Origin of the sequence: Stenotrophomonas sp. WED208, assembly GCF_040984485.1 — a bacterium.
Lineage (GTDB): Bacteria > Pseudomonadota > Gammaproteobacteria > Xanthomonadales > Xanthomonadaceae > Stenotrophomonas > Stenotrophomonas riyadhensis.
The window spans coordinates 723980-739719 of sequence record NZ_JAZARB010000001.1; the positions used below are offsets into that span (position 1 = coordinate 723980).

Here is a 15740-nt window from a genome sequence, read left to right on the forward strand (position 1 = left end):
GAGGGCAGGCACCCTACGCCATGAAAAAGTAACAATTGAATCTATTTATGGTGCATTCATTTTGCCGCGCCGGCCTGCTGCGGAACAGCCGGCGCTGGGCGCGGCGTGGCCACATTCGTGCAGCTGTGTATACTATCCCCCAGTATAGTTCCAAGGTGGCCCGCCATGCCGCACTCCCCCGAAGAGAAGAAGAAGGTCCTGGCCCGCGTGCGCCGCATCCGTGGCCAGTGCGATGCGCTGGACCGCGCGCTGGAAGCCGGTGCCGACTGCGGGCCGGTGCTGCAGCAGATCGCCGCCATCCGTGGCGCGGTCAACGGCCTGATGTCCGAGGTGATGGAGGCCCATCTGCGCGAGGAGTTCGGCCAACCCGCGGCCTCCGACGAACAACGCGCCGAACGCGTGCGCGACATGAGCGCGTTGATCCGCTCGTACCTGAAATAAACGATGGCGCAACATGGCGCCGCCCATCCTGTCATTGCCTGTTTTTGGAGAAACCACCATGAAGTCCCGTGCCGCCGTCGCCTTTGGTCCCGGCCAGCCGCTGCAGATCGTCGAGATCGACGTCGCCCCGCCGAAGAAGGGCGAAGTGCTGGTGAAGATCACCCATACCGGTGTCTGCCACACCGATGCGTTCACCCTGTCCGGCGATGATCCGGAAGGCCTGTTCCCGGTGGTGCTGGGCCATGAAGGCGCCGGCATCGTGGTGGAAGTGGGCGAGGGCGTGACCAGCGTCAAGCCGGGCGACCACGTGATTCCGCTGTACACCGCCGAGTGCGGCGAGTGCCTGTTCTGCAAGAGCGGCAAGACCAACCTGTGCGTGTCGGTGCGTGCCACCCAGGGCAAGGGCGTGATGCCCGACGGCACCAGCCGCTTCAGCTACAACGGCGAGCCGCTGTACCACTACATGGGTTGCTCGACCTTCAGCGAGTACACCGTGGTGGCCGAAGTCTCACTGGCGAAGATCAATCCGGACGCGAACCCGGAGCACGTCTGCCTGCTCGGCTGCGGCGTCACCACCGGCATCGGCGCGGTACACAACACCGCCAAGGTGCAGGAAGGCGACAGCGTGGCGGTTTTCGGCCTGGGTGGCATCGGTCTGGCGGTGATCCAGGGGGCGCGCCAGGCCAAGGCGGGCCGCATCATCGCGGTGGACACCAATCCGTCCAAGTTCGAGCTGGCCCGCGAATTCGGCGCCACCGACTGCATCAACCCGAAAGACCACGACAAGCCCATCCAGCAGGTCATCGTCGAGATGACCACCTGGGGCGTGGACCACAGCTTCGAATGCATCGGCAACGTCAACGTGATGCGCGCGGCGCTGGAATGCGCGCACCGTGGCTGGGGCCAGAGCGTGGTGATCGGCGTGGCCGGTTCCGGCCAGGAAATCTCCACCCGTCCGTTCCAGCTGGTGACCGGCCGCAAGTGGATGGGCACCGCTTTCGGTGGCGTGAAGGGCCGCAGCCAGCTGCCGGGCATGGTCGAGGACGCGATGAAGGGCGATATCGAACTGGCACCGTTCGTCACCCATACCATGGACCTGGACAAGATCAACGATGCCTTCGACCTGATGCATGAAGGCAAGTCGATCCGTTCGGTAGTCCATTACTGAGGCGCGGCATGGGCTGGTTCGATGCCCTGCGCAGGCCGCGTGCGGACGATCCGCGCGCGGCTTTGGTCGATCCGATCGAGCAGGCCCTGCGTGCACTGGGCTGGGTCGAGGGTGTGGTCGGGCCGCCTCGCGCGGTGGATTCCGCCTTCGGCATCGACGAGATGCCGTTCGAGCACTGGCTGGCGCAGGTGTTCCTGCCGCGCCTGCACGAAGCCCGCGCCGATGGCCAATGGCCACCGCACAGCAACGTGGCGGTGGCGGCGTATCGCAACCTGGACGGCCAGCCCGGTGTCGAACCCTTGCTGCGCCTGTTGGCGCAGCTGGATGAACGGATCAACAAAGGCGTCCACGCCGCGCGTGGATAAGCCGACCAAGGTCGGCATCTACCAGAAGCACGCGTGCGCTGACGCGCCGCGCAGGAGAGCACCATGGAGCGTATTGAACACCGGGCCTGTTTTGGCGGCCGGCAGGACGTCTACCGCCATCATTCCAGCACGCTGGGCTGCGACATGCAGTTCGCCGTGTACCTGCCGCCGCAGGCGGAAACGCAGAAGCTGCCGGTGCTGTACTGGCTGAGCGGCCTGACCTGCACCGAGCAGAACTTCATCACCAAGGCCGGCGCGCAGCGCTATGCGGCCGAGCACGGTGTGATCATCGTCGCGCCCGACACCAGCCCGCGCGGTGATGACGTGGCCGATGCCGAGGGCTACGACCTGGGCAAGGGGGCAGGCTTCTACCTCAATGCCACCCGCGCACCGTGGGCGAAGCACTACCGCATGCACGACTATGTGGCGCAGGAACTGCCGGCGCTGATCGAGGCGAACTTCGCGGTGACCGACGCGCGCGCGATCAGTGGCCATTCGATGGGCGGCCATGGCGCGCTGGTGATCGCGCTGCGCAACCCCGGGCGCTACCGCAGCGTGTCGGCGTTTTCGCCGATCGTCGCGCCCAGCCACGTGCCGTGGGGGCAGAAGGCCTTCCATGCCTACCTGGGCGACAACCCGGCCGACTGGGCGCAATGGGATGCCTGCGAGCTGATCGCTGTGGCTGACGAGCGCCTGCCGCTGCTGGTCGACCAGGGCGAGGCGGACGAGTTCCTGCAGACCCAGCTGCAGCCGCAGCGCCTGCAGCAGGCCTGCGATGCGGCCAACCACCCGCTGACCCTGCGCCTGCAGCCCGGTTACGACCACAGCTACTACTTCATCGCCAGCTTCATCGGCGAGCACATCGCGCACCACGCCCGCGCCCTGCACGGCTGACGGCTTTCGGGTAGTGCCGGCCGCTGTCCGGCAACCCGCAGCCCAGTGATTCCCCGGGATTGCCGGCCAGCGGCCGGCACTGCCATGGCGGGCACGCGGCGTGTCGTCTTGCCGTAGTGGATCACGCCGCTGTGGCGCGGGCAGGACTATCGTGCGCGCGTACGGCCTTGCGGATCGGGGGATGCATGCCGGTAGTGCTGGCGCTGCTGTATGTGCTGTGCCATGGCCTGGTGCTGACCCTGTGGCCGGGCCCCGCCGGGGTGGGATCGTTCGTGTTCCTCACCGGCGCACCGTTGCTGGCGGCGGGCGCCTGCCTGTGGCGGGCGCGCCGCGACCGGGCGGCCTTGGGCTGGCGCGCCACCGCGCTTGCGCTGCTGCTGTGGGCGGGCGGCATGGCCTCCAACATGGTCGATGCGCTGGGGGCTGGCCGCGCCGATATCACCCCGCAGGCAAGCCTGTTCCTGTACGTGCTGTATGGCGTCCCGCTGGTGTTCATCCTGGCCCGCGCGCGCCGCGAACGAATGAGCATCAGCCTGATCGATGCGGCGATGGCGGCACTGCTGGGCGTGCTGTTCTTCGTACATACGCGGTCGTTCGCCGACCGGGTCGAGATCGATCCCCTGGCGCTGGTCAGCATGCAGCGCATGTTCGATATCCAGAACCTGTGCATCGCCGGGTTCGCGGTGGTGCGCTGGCTGGCCGTTGATGTACCCGAGCGGCGCAGCTTCTTCCGCGCGCTGGCGCTCTACGCGCTGGCTTACCTGCTGGTGGCGTACTACATCAACCATTACACCTCGGAAGATTCCTTTGGCGCCTACAACGATCTGTTGATCGATCTTCCGTTCCTGTTGCTGGCGCTGCTGGCACTGAGCCACACGCCGCTGCCGGCTGCCCTGCCGCATCCGCGGTTGGCACGCACGGTGCAGGCGGCCGGGCCGATGATCCTGCCGTTGCTGCTGCTGGTGGTGGGTACGCTGGTGGTCGACCATGCACGGCCACTGGCGGTCAGTGGGTTCGTGGTGGCCACGCTGGGCTTCGGCGTGCGCAGCATCCTGCTGCAGGTGGACCTGATGGAACGGCAGGCATCGCTGGACCAGCTGGCACGGCAGGATGGCCTGACTGGCGTGGCCAATCGGCGCGAGTTCGATGCACTGCTGCTGGCGGAGTGGAACCGGGCGCGTCGCAGTGGCACCGAGCTGGCGCTGCTGCTGGTCGACATCGATCACTTCAAGGCGTTCAACGACCAGCACGGGCATCCCGCCGGAGATCGCTGCCTGCAGGCCGTGGCTGCGGTGCTGAAGGTCATTGCCGGTCGCGGCGGCGACAGTGTTGCGCGTTACGGCGGCGAAGAATTCGCGGTGATCGTGCCGGCAAGCCCGTTGTCGGGCGTGCTGGCACTGGCCGAACGCCTGCGCGAGGCGGTGGAAGGGCTGCCGCTGCCGGAGGGGCGGGTCAGCATCAGCATTGGCGTGGGCTACCTGCATCCGCCTGCGCTGGCCAGCGCAGGCCAGCTGCTGGCCGATGCCGACGCCGGCCTGTACGCCGCCAAGCGTGCCGGCCGCAACCGGGTGGTACTGCATGCGCAGGTGCTTGACGACGAAGACAGCGCACATGGAACGATCGACTGCTGAATGCCATGCGGCCGCGTCCGCCCGTGGATGGTTCAGCGCTGGCGCAGCCAGCCGGCCGGGTCCAGCAACCTCAGCCCGACCGGTGACAGCGAGCGTTGTCGCAATGGCAGATTCGCCGCGTGGACAGCAAATGCGCAGCGCGCCAGTTGCTGGCGCAACGGTGCCAGGGTGTCGTCTTCGCGGGGGCGCGCATGTCGCCACTGGGCAATGCGCAGCAGGCAGACCAGCAGGTCCAGTTCGCTGGCGGCAATGAAGGGAGAGCCGGCGGGCAGCAGGTCGATCGGGGCGGCGGGCGCGGCCAGCAATGGCAGCAGGGCGACGAACGCATCGCAGCCCTCGCGGTCCAGGCCAAGGTGGCTCAAACCGGCCAGCCCTTCGGCCTGCAGCGTAGGATCACGGAGCTGGCGTATCGCGGCGAGCAGTGCCTGCTCGCTTCGACCAAACTGGCGGCCGAATGCCCGGTAGTTGACGCGGGTAGGAAACAAGGGGGAACGGGAGGCCATGGCAGCTAGGGTTGTGGGTCGCGGGTTTCCACCAGCACGGGACACGGCGCGTGGTCGATGGTCCATTGCCCGATCGAGGGTTCGAACAGGCGTTCCAGGCGGGACAGGTGGCGGTGGCCGATCACGATCAGGTCGCACTTCAGGCGCCGGGCCTGCTCGCTGATCACTTCGCCCGGGTCACCGGAGGGAATCTGCGCGATGGCGTCGACGCCGCGCTCGCGCAGCTCGGCCAGGGCTTCGGCCAGCACCGCTTCGGCCCGCGAGCGCTGGCGGGCGGCTTCCGGGTACTCGATGCGGTCGGCGTCGCTGGCATCGGCCGCCAGCGCGAATTCGGGGTCGAGCACGCACAGCAGGTGCAGGCGGCTGCGGGGGCCGGCAATGGCGGCGGCCAGGTCCAGCACGCGAGCGTGCTGGGGGCCGCCGTCCAGGGCGACCAGCAGGGTATTGAACATGGATGTCTCCTTGGCAGGCCGGGGATGGTCGCCGATGTCACCGCGCGCACCCATGCCGTGCGCGGCAGTCAATGAATGCGCCAGGCGCAATCCATGGGGGCCACGCGTGCCGTAGAGTCATCCGGATTACTGGAAAATGTTCCACTGGAGACTGCCATGCCCCTGCCGGACCTGAACCTGTTGCTGGCACTGGACGTGCTGATCGACGAATGCAGCGTCGCCGCCGCCGCGCGGCGGATGAACCTGAGCGCGCCGGCGATGAGCCGTACCCTTGGCCGGATCCGCACCGCCCTGGGCGATCCGGTGCTGGTGCGTGCCGGCCGCGGGCTGGCGCCCACGCCGCGTGCGCTGCAGCTGCGTGAGCAGGTCCGCGATGTGATCGAGCAGGCCCACCGCGTGTTCAACGCCGGTCGCGAGATCGACCTGCGCACCCTGGAGCGCACCTTCAACGTCCGCGCCAATGATGTCTTCATCGGTGGATTCGGCGGACGCCTGCGTGAACTGTTCCGCCAGCAGGCGCCGCGCGCGGTGCTGCGCTTCGTGCCCGAGGGCGATACCGACGACGATGCGATGGCGCAGGGCCGGATCGACCTGTACATCAGCACCGCCGGCAAGCATGCGCCCGACACCAAGGTGCAGAACCTGTTCAGTACCTCGTTCATGGGCGCTGCGCGCGAGGATCATCCGCTGTTCGATGAGGAGATCAGCGCCGAGCGTTTTGCTGCCTGCGATCACATCGCGGTGTCGCGGCGGGGGCTGCCGCGTGGCCCGATCGATGACGACCTGGCCACGCTGGGCCTGCAGCGGCGGGTGGCGCTGATCAGCCCGACCTTCCACGGCGCGATCTTCGCTGCGGCCGAGTCGGACCTGATCCTGCCGCAGATGCCGAGCGTGATGCTGGAGCGGATCGTCAGCATGCGCCTGCCGCTGCGCCTGTTCCCGCTGCCGATCCCGGTGCGCACCGCCGCCATCGTGCAGGCCTGGCACCCGCGGCTGGACAACGATGCTGCGCACCAGTGGCTGCGCCGCTCGATCAAGACCATGTGCGAGCGTGTCGAGGACACCCACCGGTGACACCTGCAGGCGTGCGCGCGGCGCACGCCTGGGATGCCGATGGCACCATTTTTCGCAGGGTACCGGCTCCCTAGACTGCGCTCCCCGGAGTTTCACTGAGCGCATTCCAATGACCCCCAACATGCCGTGCACTGCACGGATTGGTGCCCGGCGATGAATACGCCGGCCGCCGCTGTCCCGGCCGCTGCAGCGCCCCGTCCTGCCGCCGCCCCCGGGCTCGACCGCCGCGTCCTGGTCGGCCTGTGTGGCGTGCTGCTGGCGGTGCTGGTGTCGGGCTTCAACGAGAACATCACCAAGGTCGCCCTGGCCGACATCCGCGGTGCGATGGGTTTCAGCGTCGACGACGGCAGCTGGATCGTCGCCCTCTACAGCGCGATGTCGGTCAGCGCGATGGCCTTCGCCCCGTGGTGTGCCGCCACCTTCTCGCTGCGCCGTTTCGCGCTGGCGATGATCGGTGGCTTCATGGTGCTGGGCGTGCTCTGCCCGCTTGCCCCGAACCTGCAGGTGTTCCTGCTGCTGCGCGCGCTGCAGGGCCTGTGCGGTGGTGCGCTGCCGCCGCTGCTGATGAGCGTGGCGCTGCGCTTCCTGCCGCCGGGCATCAAGCTGTATGGCCTGGCGGGCTACGCGTTGACCGCTACCTTCGGCCCGAGCATGGGCACGCCGCTGGCCGCGTTCTGGGTCGAGCAGGTGGGCTGGCATTGGGCGTTCTGGCAGATCGTGCCGTACTGCCTGGCGGCCATGGCGATGGTCAGCTGGGGCCTGCCACAGGACCCGCTGCGGCTGGAGCGTTTTGCCCAGTTCGATGGCGTGGGCCTGGCGCTGGGCCTGCCGGCGCTGGTGCTGCTGGTGCTGGGCCTGGTGCAGGGCCCGCGCCTGAACTGGTTCGACTCGCCGATGATCACCCTGATGATCGGTGGCGGCGCCGGCCTGATGGTGCTGTTCATGATCAATGAATGGTTCCACCCGCTGCCGTTCTTCAAGCTGCAGCTGCTGGCCAACCGCAACCTCAGCTACTCGCTGGTGACGCTGGGCGGCGTGCTGTTCGTGCTGCTGGCAGTGATCTCGATTCCCTCCGGTTTCCTGGCCAGCGTGCAGGGCTACCGGCCATTGCAGACCGCACCGATGCTGCTGTGGGTGGCGCTGCCACAGGTGATCGCACTGCCGTTGGTGGCGGCGTTGTTGAACATCCGTGCAGTGGATTGCCGCTGGGTGCAGGCCACTGGCCTGGCGATGCTGGCCCTGGCCTGCTGGCTGGGCTCGCATCTGGAGGTGGCCTGGATCCGCGACAACTTCCTGTGGGTGCAGCTGCTGCAGATATTCGCCCAGCCGATGGCGGTGTTGCCGCTGCTGATGCTGGCGACCAACGGCCTGCCGCCACAGGACGGCCCGTTCGCTTCGGCGTGGTTCAACACGGTCAAGGGCTTCGCCGCCGTGCTCGCCAGCGGCGTGCTGGATGCCGTCGCCCAGGGCCGCCGTCATTTCCATTCCACCGTGCTGGTCGACCGCCTCGGCGAGCAGCCGTGGCTGGCCGAGGGCCCGCAGCTGGGCGCGCGCCTGCATGCACAGGTGCAGGCGCTGACCTCGGCCGACCTGTACTGGGTGGTGGCGCTGGTGGCGCTGGCCTTCATTCCCCTCATCGCCTGGATGCCCACCCGCATCCATCCGCCACGTGCCGTGGCCTGAACCTTTCGCAGGAACCCCCTCATGACGATCAATCGAACCACTCTCAATACCGGCCTGGGCCTGGGCGTGCTGGCGCTGGCCATCGGAGCCTGGCTGCTGCTGCGCGACGGCGGTCACCAGACCACCAACAATGCCTACGTCGTGGCCGACTACACGCTGGTTGCGCCGAAGATTCCCGGCTTTGTCAGTGCCGTGGAAGTAGAGGACAACCAGTCGGTGAAGGCTGGCGACGTGCTTGCCCGCATCGACGACCGCGACTACCAGGTGGCCCTGCAGGCGGCCCGTGCCGACCTCGCCAACGCCCGTGCACAGCTGGCCAACGCGCAGGCCGCACTGGCCCAGCAGGACTCGCTGATCGAACAGGCCAAGGCCAGTGTCGATGTCAGCCGTTCCGAACTGACCCTGGCCAGCGCCGACCAGCAGCGTTACCGCGAACTGGCCCGTGATGGCGCCGGCACCGTGCAGAACGCACAGCAGGCGCAGTCGAAGCAGGCCGTGGCCAGTGCGCATCTGCAGCAGGGCCAGGCCGCGCTGTCGACCGCACGCCAGCGCACCGACATCCTCAACGCTGGCGTGCAGGCCGCACAGGCGGCGGTACAGCGTGCAGAAGCGGCGCAGGCGCGTTCCGAACTGGACCTGTCGCACACCGTGCTGCGCGCGCCGATCGACGGCATGGTCGGCCGCCGCGCTGTGCGCGTGGGCGCCTACCTGACCCCGGGTACGCCGGTGGCTGCGGTGGTACCGCTGAAGCGCGCCTTCGTGGTCGCCAACTTCCAGGAAACGCAGATGACCCACATGCAGGCCGGCCAGCAGGTCGAGCTGAAGATGGACGTGTTCCCGGGCAAGCCGCTGCGCGGGCACATCGACAGCATCGCACCGGCCACCGGCGTCACCTTCGCCGCCGTCGCACCGGAAAACGCCACCGGCAACTTCACCAAGGTGGTGCAGCGCATTCCGGTCAAGATCGTGCTGGAACCCGGCCAGCCACTGCTGGACCAGCTGCGTGCCGGCATGTCGGTGGAAGCCAGTGTTGACCTGGGCAGCCGCGCCCGCGCGCAGAGCGTGCAGCACAGCCCGGGGCACAAGAGCGGGGAGGATGCATGAGCGCAGCCACCGTGTTCCGCACCTTCGTTGCGGCCACCCTGTGCACGGCCCTGGCTGCCTGCACGATGGGTCCGGACTTCGTACGCCCGCAGGCGGAACTGCCCAGCCAGTGGCAGGGTGAGGCGGTCGCCGGCAACGCCATCGACCAGGACGCGGCCTGGTGGGCCGGCTTCGACGATCCACTGCTGGGGCAGCTTGCCGGCCAGGTGCTCGCCGCCAACCTGGACCTGCAGCTGGCCGCCAACCGCGTGCAGCAGAGCCGCGCCGCACGTGGCATCACCGCCGCCGATCGCCTGCCCAACGTCAGCGCGAGCGCCAGTGGCGTGCGCGCACGCAACAGCGAGGTGGGCCTGAATGATCCGTCCGGCAACGGCGGCCGTGATGACTACGGGCTGTTCCAGGCCGGCATCGGGCTGAGCTGGGAGCTGGACCTGTGGGGGCGTGTGCGCCGCCAGGTGGAAGCGGCCGACGCACGCGTGCAGATGGCCGAGGAGGATGCACATGCGGTGCGCATCGCGCTGCTGGCGGAAACCGCGCGTGATTACCTGCAGCTGCGTGCGACGCGGCAGCTGCTGGCGATCACCGAGGACAACCTCAGCATCGCCCACGACATGAAGCACCTGACCGAGGCACGCCAGCAGCAGGGCGTGGCCAGCACGCTGCAGGTGTCCAGCGCGTCCGCGCAGGTGGCATCGCTGCAGGCCCGCATCGCGCCGCTGCGGCATCGTGAATCGCAGCTGCGCAATGCGCTGGCGTTCCTGCTGGCGCAGCCGCCGCAGGCGCTGGACGCGCAGCTGCAGGATGCACGCCGTGACTGGCCGGCGTTGCCGGCGGTGGCGGTGGGGCTGCCCAGTGAACTGGCCGAGCGTCGCCCGGACATCCGTCGTGCCGAAGCGGCACTGCATGCGGCAACCGCCGGCATCGGCGTGGCCAAGGCCAGTTTCCTGCCGCGCATCACCTTGAATGGCGACGCTGGTTTCCAGGCCAAGCAGCTGGATGATCTGGATGGCTGGAACGCGCACCGCTTCAGCATCGGGCCGTCGATCAGCGTGCCGATCTTCCAGGGCGGGCGGCTGAAGGCCAACCTGGCGCTGAGCAGGCTGCAGCAGCAACAGTCGGCGCTGCAGTTCCGCCGTACCGTGCTGCAGGCCTGGCATGAAGTGGACGACGCCATCGATGGCTATGCCGCTGAGCAGCAGCGCACGGTGCAGCTGCATGTAGCGGTGGACGAGAGCGAGAGCGCACTGGGCGCGGTGCGCCGGCAGTACCAGGCTGGCGTGGTCGACATGCTGGATGTGCTGACCACCCAGCGCATCGCGCTGGACAACCAGGCCGCGCTGGCCAACAGCCAGGCCACGGCTGCGATCGCGCGGGTGGAGCTGTACCGCGCGCTGGGCGGTGGCTGGTAGGGAAATGGAAACGCCGGGCCACGCCCGGCGGCTCGTCTGTAGTTGCCAACCTTGGTTGGCGATTTTCCCGGAAGCGCCAACCAAGGTTGGCGTCTACCAGAGCACGGCCTTGCGCGGCGGCTGGTAGGAAATCGTCGGGGTAGTGCCGGCCGCTGGCCGGCAGCGATAACATCCATGGAGGTGCCGGCCAGCGGCCGGCACTACCAGGGCATGGCCTCAGCGCACGTCGCGCAGCTCCCAGTGGCTGCCGGCCAGCAGGCGCAGGCGCTGCTTGAACACATCGCTGTCGATGCGCGTGGTGGCCACAAGGTTGATGCGCAGGTCCTTCTGCTCGCCGGTCACGGTGGCATCCGGGTCGGTCACGCCCCACTGCGGTTCCACCGCGTCCGGGTCAGGCTGCTTGGCCTTCCAGCGCTCGAACAGCGTGCCGCTGCGCAGGGCGTCCTGCAGCTCTTCGGCGAAACCGGCGGCGCCCTGCGAATGGAAGGACAGGTCAGGATCGTTGCCGCGGGCCTTGGACGGGTCGGGCAGGCTGATGTGGTACTGCGCAGGCATGGAGTTCTCCTTGAGGTGCGGGAAGACTGGCACAACCGCGGTGGAATCGATGTGCAGATCCGCGCCGCGCTGGGGCCTCACTCGAACCGATGCGGCCCATCGGCGAAGCCCACGGTGACCGCGCCCTTGCCGACGTTGACCATGCCGGTCAGGCTCATCACCGATTCGTACACGGTCACGCCATGGCTGGCGCAGACCTCCTTCAACTGGGCGTAGCCGGGAAGGCTGCGCAATTCGTCCAGCTCACCGCCGTAGCTGACGCAGACCGTCGGCGTCATCAGCCCGGCACGCACGCGCTGGCCGACCACCGAAAACAGTTTCTGCACGGCGTTGTCGAAACCCTTGATCTTGGCCACCGGTCCGGTCTCGCCGCGGTACCCATGCAGCACCGGCTTGATGTCCAGGGCACTGCCCAGCGCGGCGCTGAGCAGGCCGACGCTGCGGTCGCCCTTGTGCCGTGCACGCGCGCGCATGTAGTACAGGTCGCGGGTGACCATGTAGCCGTGCACGTTGCTGGCCAGTTCTTCCAGCCGTTCGCGGATCTGCTGCACGCTGGCATTGCTGTCGCGCAGGCGCACCGCTTCCACCGCAGTTACCGCCTGCGCGGCGAACAGGTTCTGGGTGTCGAGCACGCGCAGCGCGAATGGCGAGTTGTAGCCCGCCGCCTGCCGAACCGGCTTGTAGTCGTTGAGGATGGCGAAGCTGGCCTGCAGCGCGTTGTCATGGATCGGGCTGCGGGTCTTGGTGATGGTCATGCAGAACACGTGGTCGTAATCGATCACCAGCTGCTGCAGGAACAGGTCGCGGATCTGGTTGACGCTGAAGGGGATGGTCTCCGCTTCAGCGCCGTGCTCGGCCACGTGCGCGTGCAGGAAGCTGAGGGTAGCCTGCTCATCGCGGTGATCGGCCAGCACGGCTTCGCCGATGCGTACGGTGATCGGCAGCAGCACGATGTTGTGCTCGGCGATGAAGTCCTGTGGCAGGTCGCAGGCCGAGTCGACGACGATTCCGATGCGCATCCGCGGCTCCCCCTCCAGGGCGGTTGTAGGTTCGGAAACGTGAAATCTATCTCAAAACCCGGCGTGGCGCGCGAGGGAAACGCGCCACGCCCTGTTCAGCGATTGCGCTGCACCGCCACTGGCAGGGTGGCCAGGCGTCGCCATTCGGGCTGCTGCAGCAGGTCAGGATCGGCCAGAACGGCAGCCATCAGCGGGTGCGCATCGTTGCCCCAGAACAGCTCATCGTCGATCGCCAGGGTGGGCACACCGAACACGTCGGCGCTGATCGCGGCCTCGGTGTTGCGGCGCAGCTGCTCCTTCACCGCCGGGTCGGCGATGGCGCTGGCGACATCCTCGATACCCAGCTGCGCAGCAGGTTCGCGCAGGGCGTCAGGGCTGTCGGCCGCGTTGCCGTCGCGCCAGATCCAGTCGAACAGGACGTCCACCGCCTGCACGCTGGCGCCGGCGGCCAGACACAGGCGCAGGGCGGACAACGGGTTGAACGGATGGCCCGGTGGGAACCGCAGCGGTGTGCCCTCGGCCTGTGCGGTCCACAGCAGCTGGCGGTAGATGAAGCGGCGCTTGGCCGGAATCTCGGCTGGCCCCAGGTTGCCCAGGTGGTGCAGCACCGCACCGAAGGCGATCGGTACGGTCTGGATCTGCGCGAACTGCGGCAGCCGCTTCAGCTTCTGCCAGTGCAGGTAGGAGTACGGAGAGATGAAGTCGAAGTACCAGCGCAGCGTCGCCATCGGTGTGTCCTCGTGTGCGGTCAGGGCTGCGCGTTGCGCTGCAGGTAGCGGTCACGCAGTTCGGTCTGGCGCGAGCGCATCGGCATCGCACGGCCGCCCAGCCAGACCTGCTCGGCATAGTGCGCCACGTCCAGCGGATCGCCCTCCCACAGCACCAGGTCGGCGCGCTTGCCCGGCTCGATGCTGCCGATCTGGTCGGCCACCCCGAATGCCTGTGCAGGCACCCGGGTCAGCCCAGCCAGGCCATCGGCCCACGGCAGACCGTTGGCCACCGCGTTGCCGGCCAGCTGGCGCATCTTGCGCGCGTTGTGGGTGGCGTCACCGCGCTGCACGAAGGAAACCGCCACGCCGGCACGCTGCAGGCGCGCGGCGTTTTCCAGGGTGGCGCCGAGCTGGTCGAAGCTGGCCGGCAGGTTGGCCAGCACGTCGACGAACACCGGCACGTGCGCGGCGGCCAGCTCCGGGGCCACCTGCCAGGCTTCGCTGGCACCGGCGATGGCGATCTTCACCTTTTCGCGGGTGGCCCAGCGCAGCAGCTGGCGGATGTCGGCGGCGCGATCCACCTCCACCACGATGCGGCCCTGGCCGGCCAGGTAGCGACTGAGCGTGCGGCGTCCAGCCGGCGTCAGCAGCGCGTGCGGCGAGTCCGCAGCCACCTGGCCGCGGGCTTCGTCGATCATCTGCTGTAGAAGCATCCATTGCGCGGCGCGCGAATGCCCGGTCAGTTCGGAGGCTGCCGCGCCGATGCGCAGGAACAGGGCACGCGGGCCGATCGGATCGGTGCTGCCATCGAGCCGCATCACGCCGCCCTGGCCGGCGACGAAACCACCGCCGGTGGCAGCGCCCAGCGCAGTGAAGCCGATGCCTTCCAGGCGCGTGACCGGAATCAGCACCGAGGCCGGGTTGTAGGCGAGCGTGACGTCGAATTCCGGGCGCAGCGGCTGCTCACCGAGCTTCAACGAACTGTCCACCGTGCTTGATTCACCCGAGACCTCTTCGATACCGGTTTCGGTGATGCCACCAAACAGCGCCGGTGTCAGGGGACGGCCATTGGCCTCGACCACGCTGGCGCCGGCCGGCGCCGACAGGCCATTGCCCACCGCACGGATGATGCCGCCCTGCACCAGCACGTCCGCGTTCTGCAGGCTGCCACGTGCGCTGGCGGTGTGCACCGTTGCGTTGCGCACCAGCAGGTCCTGTGCCTGCGCGGATGTGGAGATGCAGGCCAACACCATGACAGTAGCGCCGAGCCATGCTCGGCTGCCCTTCGCGGCAGACTGCGCCAATCGCTTGAGCACCACCATCAGCGCACCTCCTGGCCAAGCTGGAAATCGGAACGCGGCGTCGCTGCCGGTGCACTGCGGTCGTACAACCTGCGGCCATCAATGAAGACCTGCTCGGCCAGCGCATACGAACTGAAGGGGTTGCCGTTCCAGACCACCACATCGGCCATCTTGCCGGCTTCCAGGGTGCCGGTCTGGCCTTCAATGCCCAGCGCCTTGGCGGCGTTGGCGGTCATCCAGGTGATGGCGTGTTCGGGCGTGATCTCCGGCATGCGCGCGCGGCGCGCGGACGCCATCACCTTGGCCGCTTCCTGGTTCAGGCGCTGGATGCCCTCGGGTGAATCGGAGTGGACGATGGCGCAGCTGTTCTTCGGCCGGTCGACCAGCGCGATGTTCTCCGGGATGCCGTCGAAGGCTTCCATCTTGAAGCCCCACCAGTCGGCCCACAGCGCACCGCAGACGCCGTCGGCGGCCAGCCGGTCGGCCAGCTTGTAGGCCTCCACGCCGTGGTGGAACGCAGCGACCTTGAAACCGAACTCCTTGGCCAGGTCGAGCATGGTGGCCATCTCGTCGGCACGGTAGCAGTGGATGTGCACGCGGATGTCGCCTTCGATCGCGCCGGCCAGCGTGTCCAGCTTGAGATCGCGCTTGCCGCCGGCATCACCGGCGCTGTCGCCCTTGTCACTGCCGAACCAGCCCTTGCGCTTGGCTGGCTTCGGCTTGTTCTTGGCGATGTAGTCGGCGGCATCGATGAAGGCGGCGCGGTAGCCGGCCACGTTGCCCATGCGCGTGGCGGGTGCAACGCCCTTGCCTTCGCCATAGACGCGCTTGGGGTTCTCGCCGCAGGCCATCTTCAGGCCCCACGGTGCACCGGGGAACTTCATCGCCTGGTAGGTCACCGCGGGTACGTTCTTGAGGGTCACGCCGCGGCCACCCACCAGGTTGGCCGAGCCCGGCAGCACCTGCATGCTGGTCACGCCGCCGGCCAGCGCGGTGGCGAAGCCCGGGTCCTGCGGCCACACCGAGTGCTCGGCCCAGACGTTGGCGGTGACCGGTGCGGTCATCTCGTTGCCGTCGCTGTGCGCGCCAACGCCGGGGCTGGGGTACACGCCCAGGTGCGAGTGCACGTCGATCAGGCCCGGCGTGACCCACTTGCCCTGCGCATCGATGCGGGTGACACCGGCGTCGGTCTGCAGCTGGCGGCCGACGGCGACGATGCGACCGTCGCGCAGCAGCACGTCGGCATTTTCCAGGCGCTGGCCGGTGCCGGTCAGCACGGTGGCGTTCTGGATCAGCACCGGCGCATCGGGATGCGCCTGGTAGGTGCTTGGGTAGGGATCGGCGACGAAGCGCGAGGCGCCCACCGCCGGTGCCGTGCTCAATGAAAGCAGCGCCAGTGCCACCCCGGCGCGCAACAACGTCGATGCCATG

General features: G+C 68.2%; 16 protein-coding genes. 9 read left to right on the forward strand and 7 right to left on the reverse strand.

The annotated features are described in order from the left end of the window. Positions 1-165: 165 nt before the first annotated feature. From frmR to VPH47_RS03260, 5 genes are all read left to right on the forward strand, one after another. Positions 166-441 carry a formaldehyde-responsive transcriptional repressor FrmR gene (gene frmR, locus VPH47_RS03240; protein ID WP_005411009.1) on the forward strand — a complete coding sequence of 92 codons (276 nt, stop codon included), beginning with the start codon at positions 166-168 and terminating at the stop codon, positions 439-441. Positions 442-499: 58 nt separating this feature from the next. Next, on the forward strand, positions 500-1609 hold the full coding sequence (locus tag VPH47_RS03245) for an S-(hydroxymethyl)glutathione dehydrogenase/class III alcohol dehydrogenase (RefSeq protein WP_133935544.1): 1110 nt from the start codon (positions 500-502) through the stop codon (positions 1607-1609). Positions 1610-1617: 8 nt separating this feature from the next. Further along, complete coding sequence (locus tag VPH47_RS03250; RefSeq protein WP_180854356.1) at positions 1618-1974, forward strand: YqcC family protein; 357 nt, start codon at positions 1618-1620, stop codon at positions 1972-1974. Positions 1975-2037: 63 nt separating this feature from the next. After that, positions 2038-2868 (forward strand): S-formylglutathione hydrolase, encoded by an 831-nt coding sequence (gene fghA, locus VPH47_RS03255; protein ID WP_164162272.1) that lies wholly within the window; start codon positions 2038-2040, stop codon positions 2866-2868. A 185-nt stretch (positions 2869-3053) separates the two neighbouring features. Then, the gene (locus VPH47_RS03260) at positions 3054-4499 is read left to right on the forward strand and encodes a GGDEF domain-containing protein (RefSeq protein ID WP_180860680.1); all 1446 of its coding nucleotides are present in this window, start codon (positions 3054-3056) and stop codon (positions 4497-4499) included. Positions 4500-4531: 32 nt separating this feature from the next. Here VPH47_RS03260 and VPH47_RS03265 read toward each other — a convergent pair whose 3' ends face one another. Together VPH47_RS03265 and VPH47_RS03270 are read right to left on the reverse strand one after the other, a co-directional pair. Continuing rightward, positions 4532-5002, reverse strand: a complete 471-nt coding sequence (locus tag VPH47_RS03265) for a hypothetical protein (protein ID WP_368850110.1) — start codon at positions 5000-5002, stop codon at positions 4532-4534. Positions 5003-5007: 5 nt separating this feature from the next. After that, positions 5008-5454, reverse strand: coding sequence for a universal stress protein (locus VPH47_RS03270; protein WP_125430690.1), 447 nt, complete (start codon positions 5452-5454; stop codon positions 5008-5010). Positions 5455-5610: 156 nt separating this feature from the next. On the opposite strand from VPH47_RS03270, the gene VPH47_RS03275 reads away from it, so the two are divergent. The 4 genes from VPH47_RS03275 (at position 5611) to VPH47_RS03290 (ending at position 10724) form a co-directional block, all read left to right on the forward strand. Next, entirely contained in the window at positions 5611-6528 is a 918-nt protein-coding gene (locus VPH47_RS03275; protein WP_110713629.1) for a LysR family transcriptional regulator, read from the forward strand. 153 nt (positions 6529-6681) lie between these two features. Then, positions 6682-8211, forward strand: coding sequence for an MFS transporter (locus tag VPH47_RS03280; protein ID WP_368850111.1), 1530 nt, complete (start codon positions 6682-6684; stop codon positions 8209-8211). Positions 8212-8232: 21 nt separating this feature from the next. After that, positions 8233-9315, forward strand: a complete 1083-nt coding sequence (locus tag VPH47_RS03285) for an HlyD family secretion protein (RefSeq protein ID WP_368850112.1) — start codon at positions 8233-8235, stop codon at positions 9313-9315. Beyond that, positions 9312-10724, forward strand: coding sequence for an efflux transporter outer membrane subunit (locus VPH47_RS03290; protein ID WP_368850113.1), 1413 nt, complete (start codon positions 9312-9314; stop codon positions 10722-10724). The genes VPH47_RS03285 and VPH47_RS03290 overlap by 4 nt, the downstream gene beginning before the upstream one ends. A gap of 216 nt (positions 10725-10940) precedes the next feature. Here the strand turns inward: VPH47_RS03290 and VPH47_RS03295 are convergent, their stop codons facing one another. The 5 genes from VPH47_RS03295 to VPH47_RS03315 all read right to left on the reverse strand — a co-directional run bounded on the left by VPH47_RS03295 (position 10941) and on the right by VPH47_RS03315 (position 15739). Further along, positions 10941-11279 carry a hypothetical protein gene (locus tag VPH47_RS03295; RefSeq protein ID WP_005414449.1) on the reverse strand — a complete coding sequence of 113 codons (339 nt, stop codon included), beginning with the start codon at positions 11277-11279 and terminating at the stop codon, positions 10941-10943. 77 nt (positions 11280-11356) lie between these two features. Continuing rightward, positions 11357-12298 carry a DegV family protein gene (locus VPH47_RS03300; protein WP_164162269.1) on the reverse strand — a complete coding sequence of 314 codons (942 nt, stop codon included), beginning with the start codon at positions 12296-12298 and terminating at the stop codon, positions 11357-11359. 95 nt (positions 12299-12393) lie between these two features. Continuing rightward, positions 12394-13026 (reverse strand): 2-hydroxychromene-2-carboxylate isomerase, encoded by a 633-nt coding sequence (locus tag VPH47_RS03305; RefSeq protein ID WP_153854494.1) that lies wholly within the window; start codon positions 13024-13026, stop codon positions 12394-12396. A gap of 20 nt (positions 13027-13046) precedes the next feature. Next, positions 13047-14330, reverse strand: a complete 1284-nt coding sequence (locus VPH47_RS03310) for an amidohydrolase family protein (protein WP_368850114.1) — start codon at positions 14328-14330, stop codon at positions 13047-13049. Next, a complete protein-coding gene (locus VPH47_RS03315) occupies positions 14330-15739 on the reverse strand; it encodes an amidohydrolase (RefSeq protein ID WP_368850115.1) in 1410 nt (469 codons plus the stop codon). The genes VPH47_RS03310 and VPH47_RS03315 overlap by 1 nt, the downstream gene beginning before the upstream one ends. Between the last annotated feature and the right edge of the window lies 1 nt (position 15740).

Coding starts and splice junctions, on each gene's coding strand:
- frmR (WP_005411009.1), top strand. CDS start 166: ATGCCGCACTCCCCCGAAGAGAAGAAGAAGGTCCTGGCCCGCGTGCGC.
- VPH47_RS03245 (WP_133935544.1), top strand. CDS start 500: ATGAAGTCCCGTGCCGCCGTCGCCTTTGGTCCCGGCCAGCCGCTGCAG.
- VPH47_RS03250 (WP_180854356.1), top strand. CDS start 1,618: ATGGGCTGGTTCGATGCCCTGCGCAGGCCGCGTGCGGACGATCCGCGC.
- fghA (WP_164162272.1), top strand. CDS start 2,038: ATGGAGCGTATTGAACACCGGGCCTGTTTTGGCGGCCGGCAGGACGTC.
- VPH47_RS03260 (WP_180860680.1), top strand. CDS start 3,054: ATGCCGGTAGTGCTGGCGCTGCTGTATGTGCTGTGCCATGGCCTGGTG.
- VPH47_RS03265 (WP_368850110.1), bottom strand. CDS start 5,002: ATGGCCTCCCGTTCCCCCTTGTTTCCTACCCGCGTCAACTACCGGGCA.
- VPH47_RS03270 (WP_125430690.1), bottom strand. CDS start 5,454: ATGTTCAATACCCTGCTGGTCGCCCTGGACGGCGGCCCCCAGCACGCT.
- VPH47_RS03275 (WP_110713629.1), top strand. CDS start 5,611: ATGCCCCTGCCGGACCTGAACCTGTTGCTGGCACTGGACGTGCTGATC.
- VPH47_RS03280 (WP_368850111.1), top strand. CDS start 6,682: ATGAATACGCCGGCCGCCGCTGTCCCGGCCGCTGCAGCGCCCCGTCCT.
- VPH47_RS03285 (WP_368850112.1), top strand. CDS start 8,233: ATGACGATCAATCGAACCACTCTCAATACCGGCCTGGGCCTGGGCGTG.
- VPH47_RS03290 (WP_368850113.1), top strand. CDS start 9,312: ATGAGCGCAGCCACCGTGTTCCGCACCTTCGTTGCGGCCACCCTGTGC.
- VPH47_RS03295 (WP_005414449.1), bottom strand. CDS start 11,279: ATGCCTGCGCAGTACCACATCAGCCTGCCCGACCCGTCCAAGGCCCGC.
- VPH47_RS03300 (WP_164162269.1), bottom strand. CDS start 12,298: ATGCGCATCGGAATCGTCGTCGACTCGGCCTGCGACCTGCCACAGGAC.
- VPH47_RS03305 (WP_153854494.1), bottom strand. CDS start 13,026: ATGGCGACGCTGCGCTGGTACTTCGACTTCATCTCTCCGTACTCCTAC.
- VPH47_RS03310 (WP_368850114.1), bottom strand. CDS start 14,330: ATGGTGGTGCTCAAGCGATTGGCGCAGTCTGCCGCGAAGGGCAGCCGA.
- VPH47_RS03315 (WP_368850115.1), bottom strand. CDS start 15,739: ATGGCATCGACGTTGTTGCGCGCCGGGGTGGCACTGGCGCTGCTTTCA.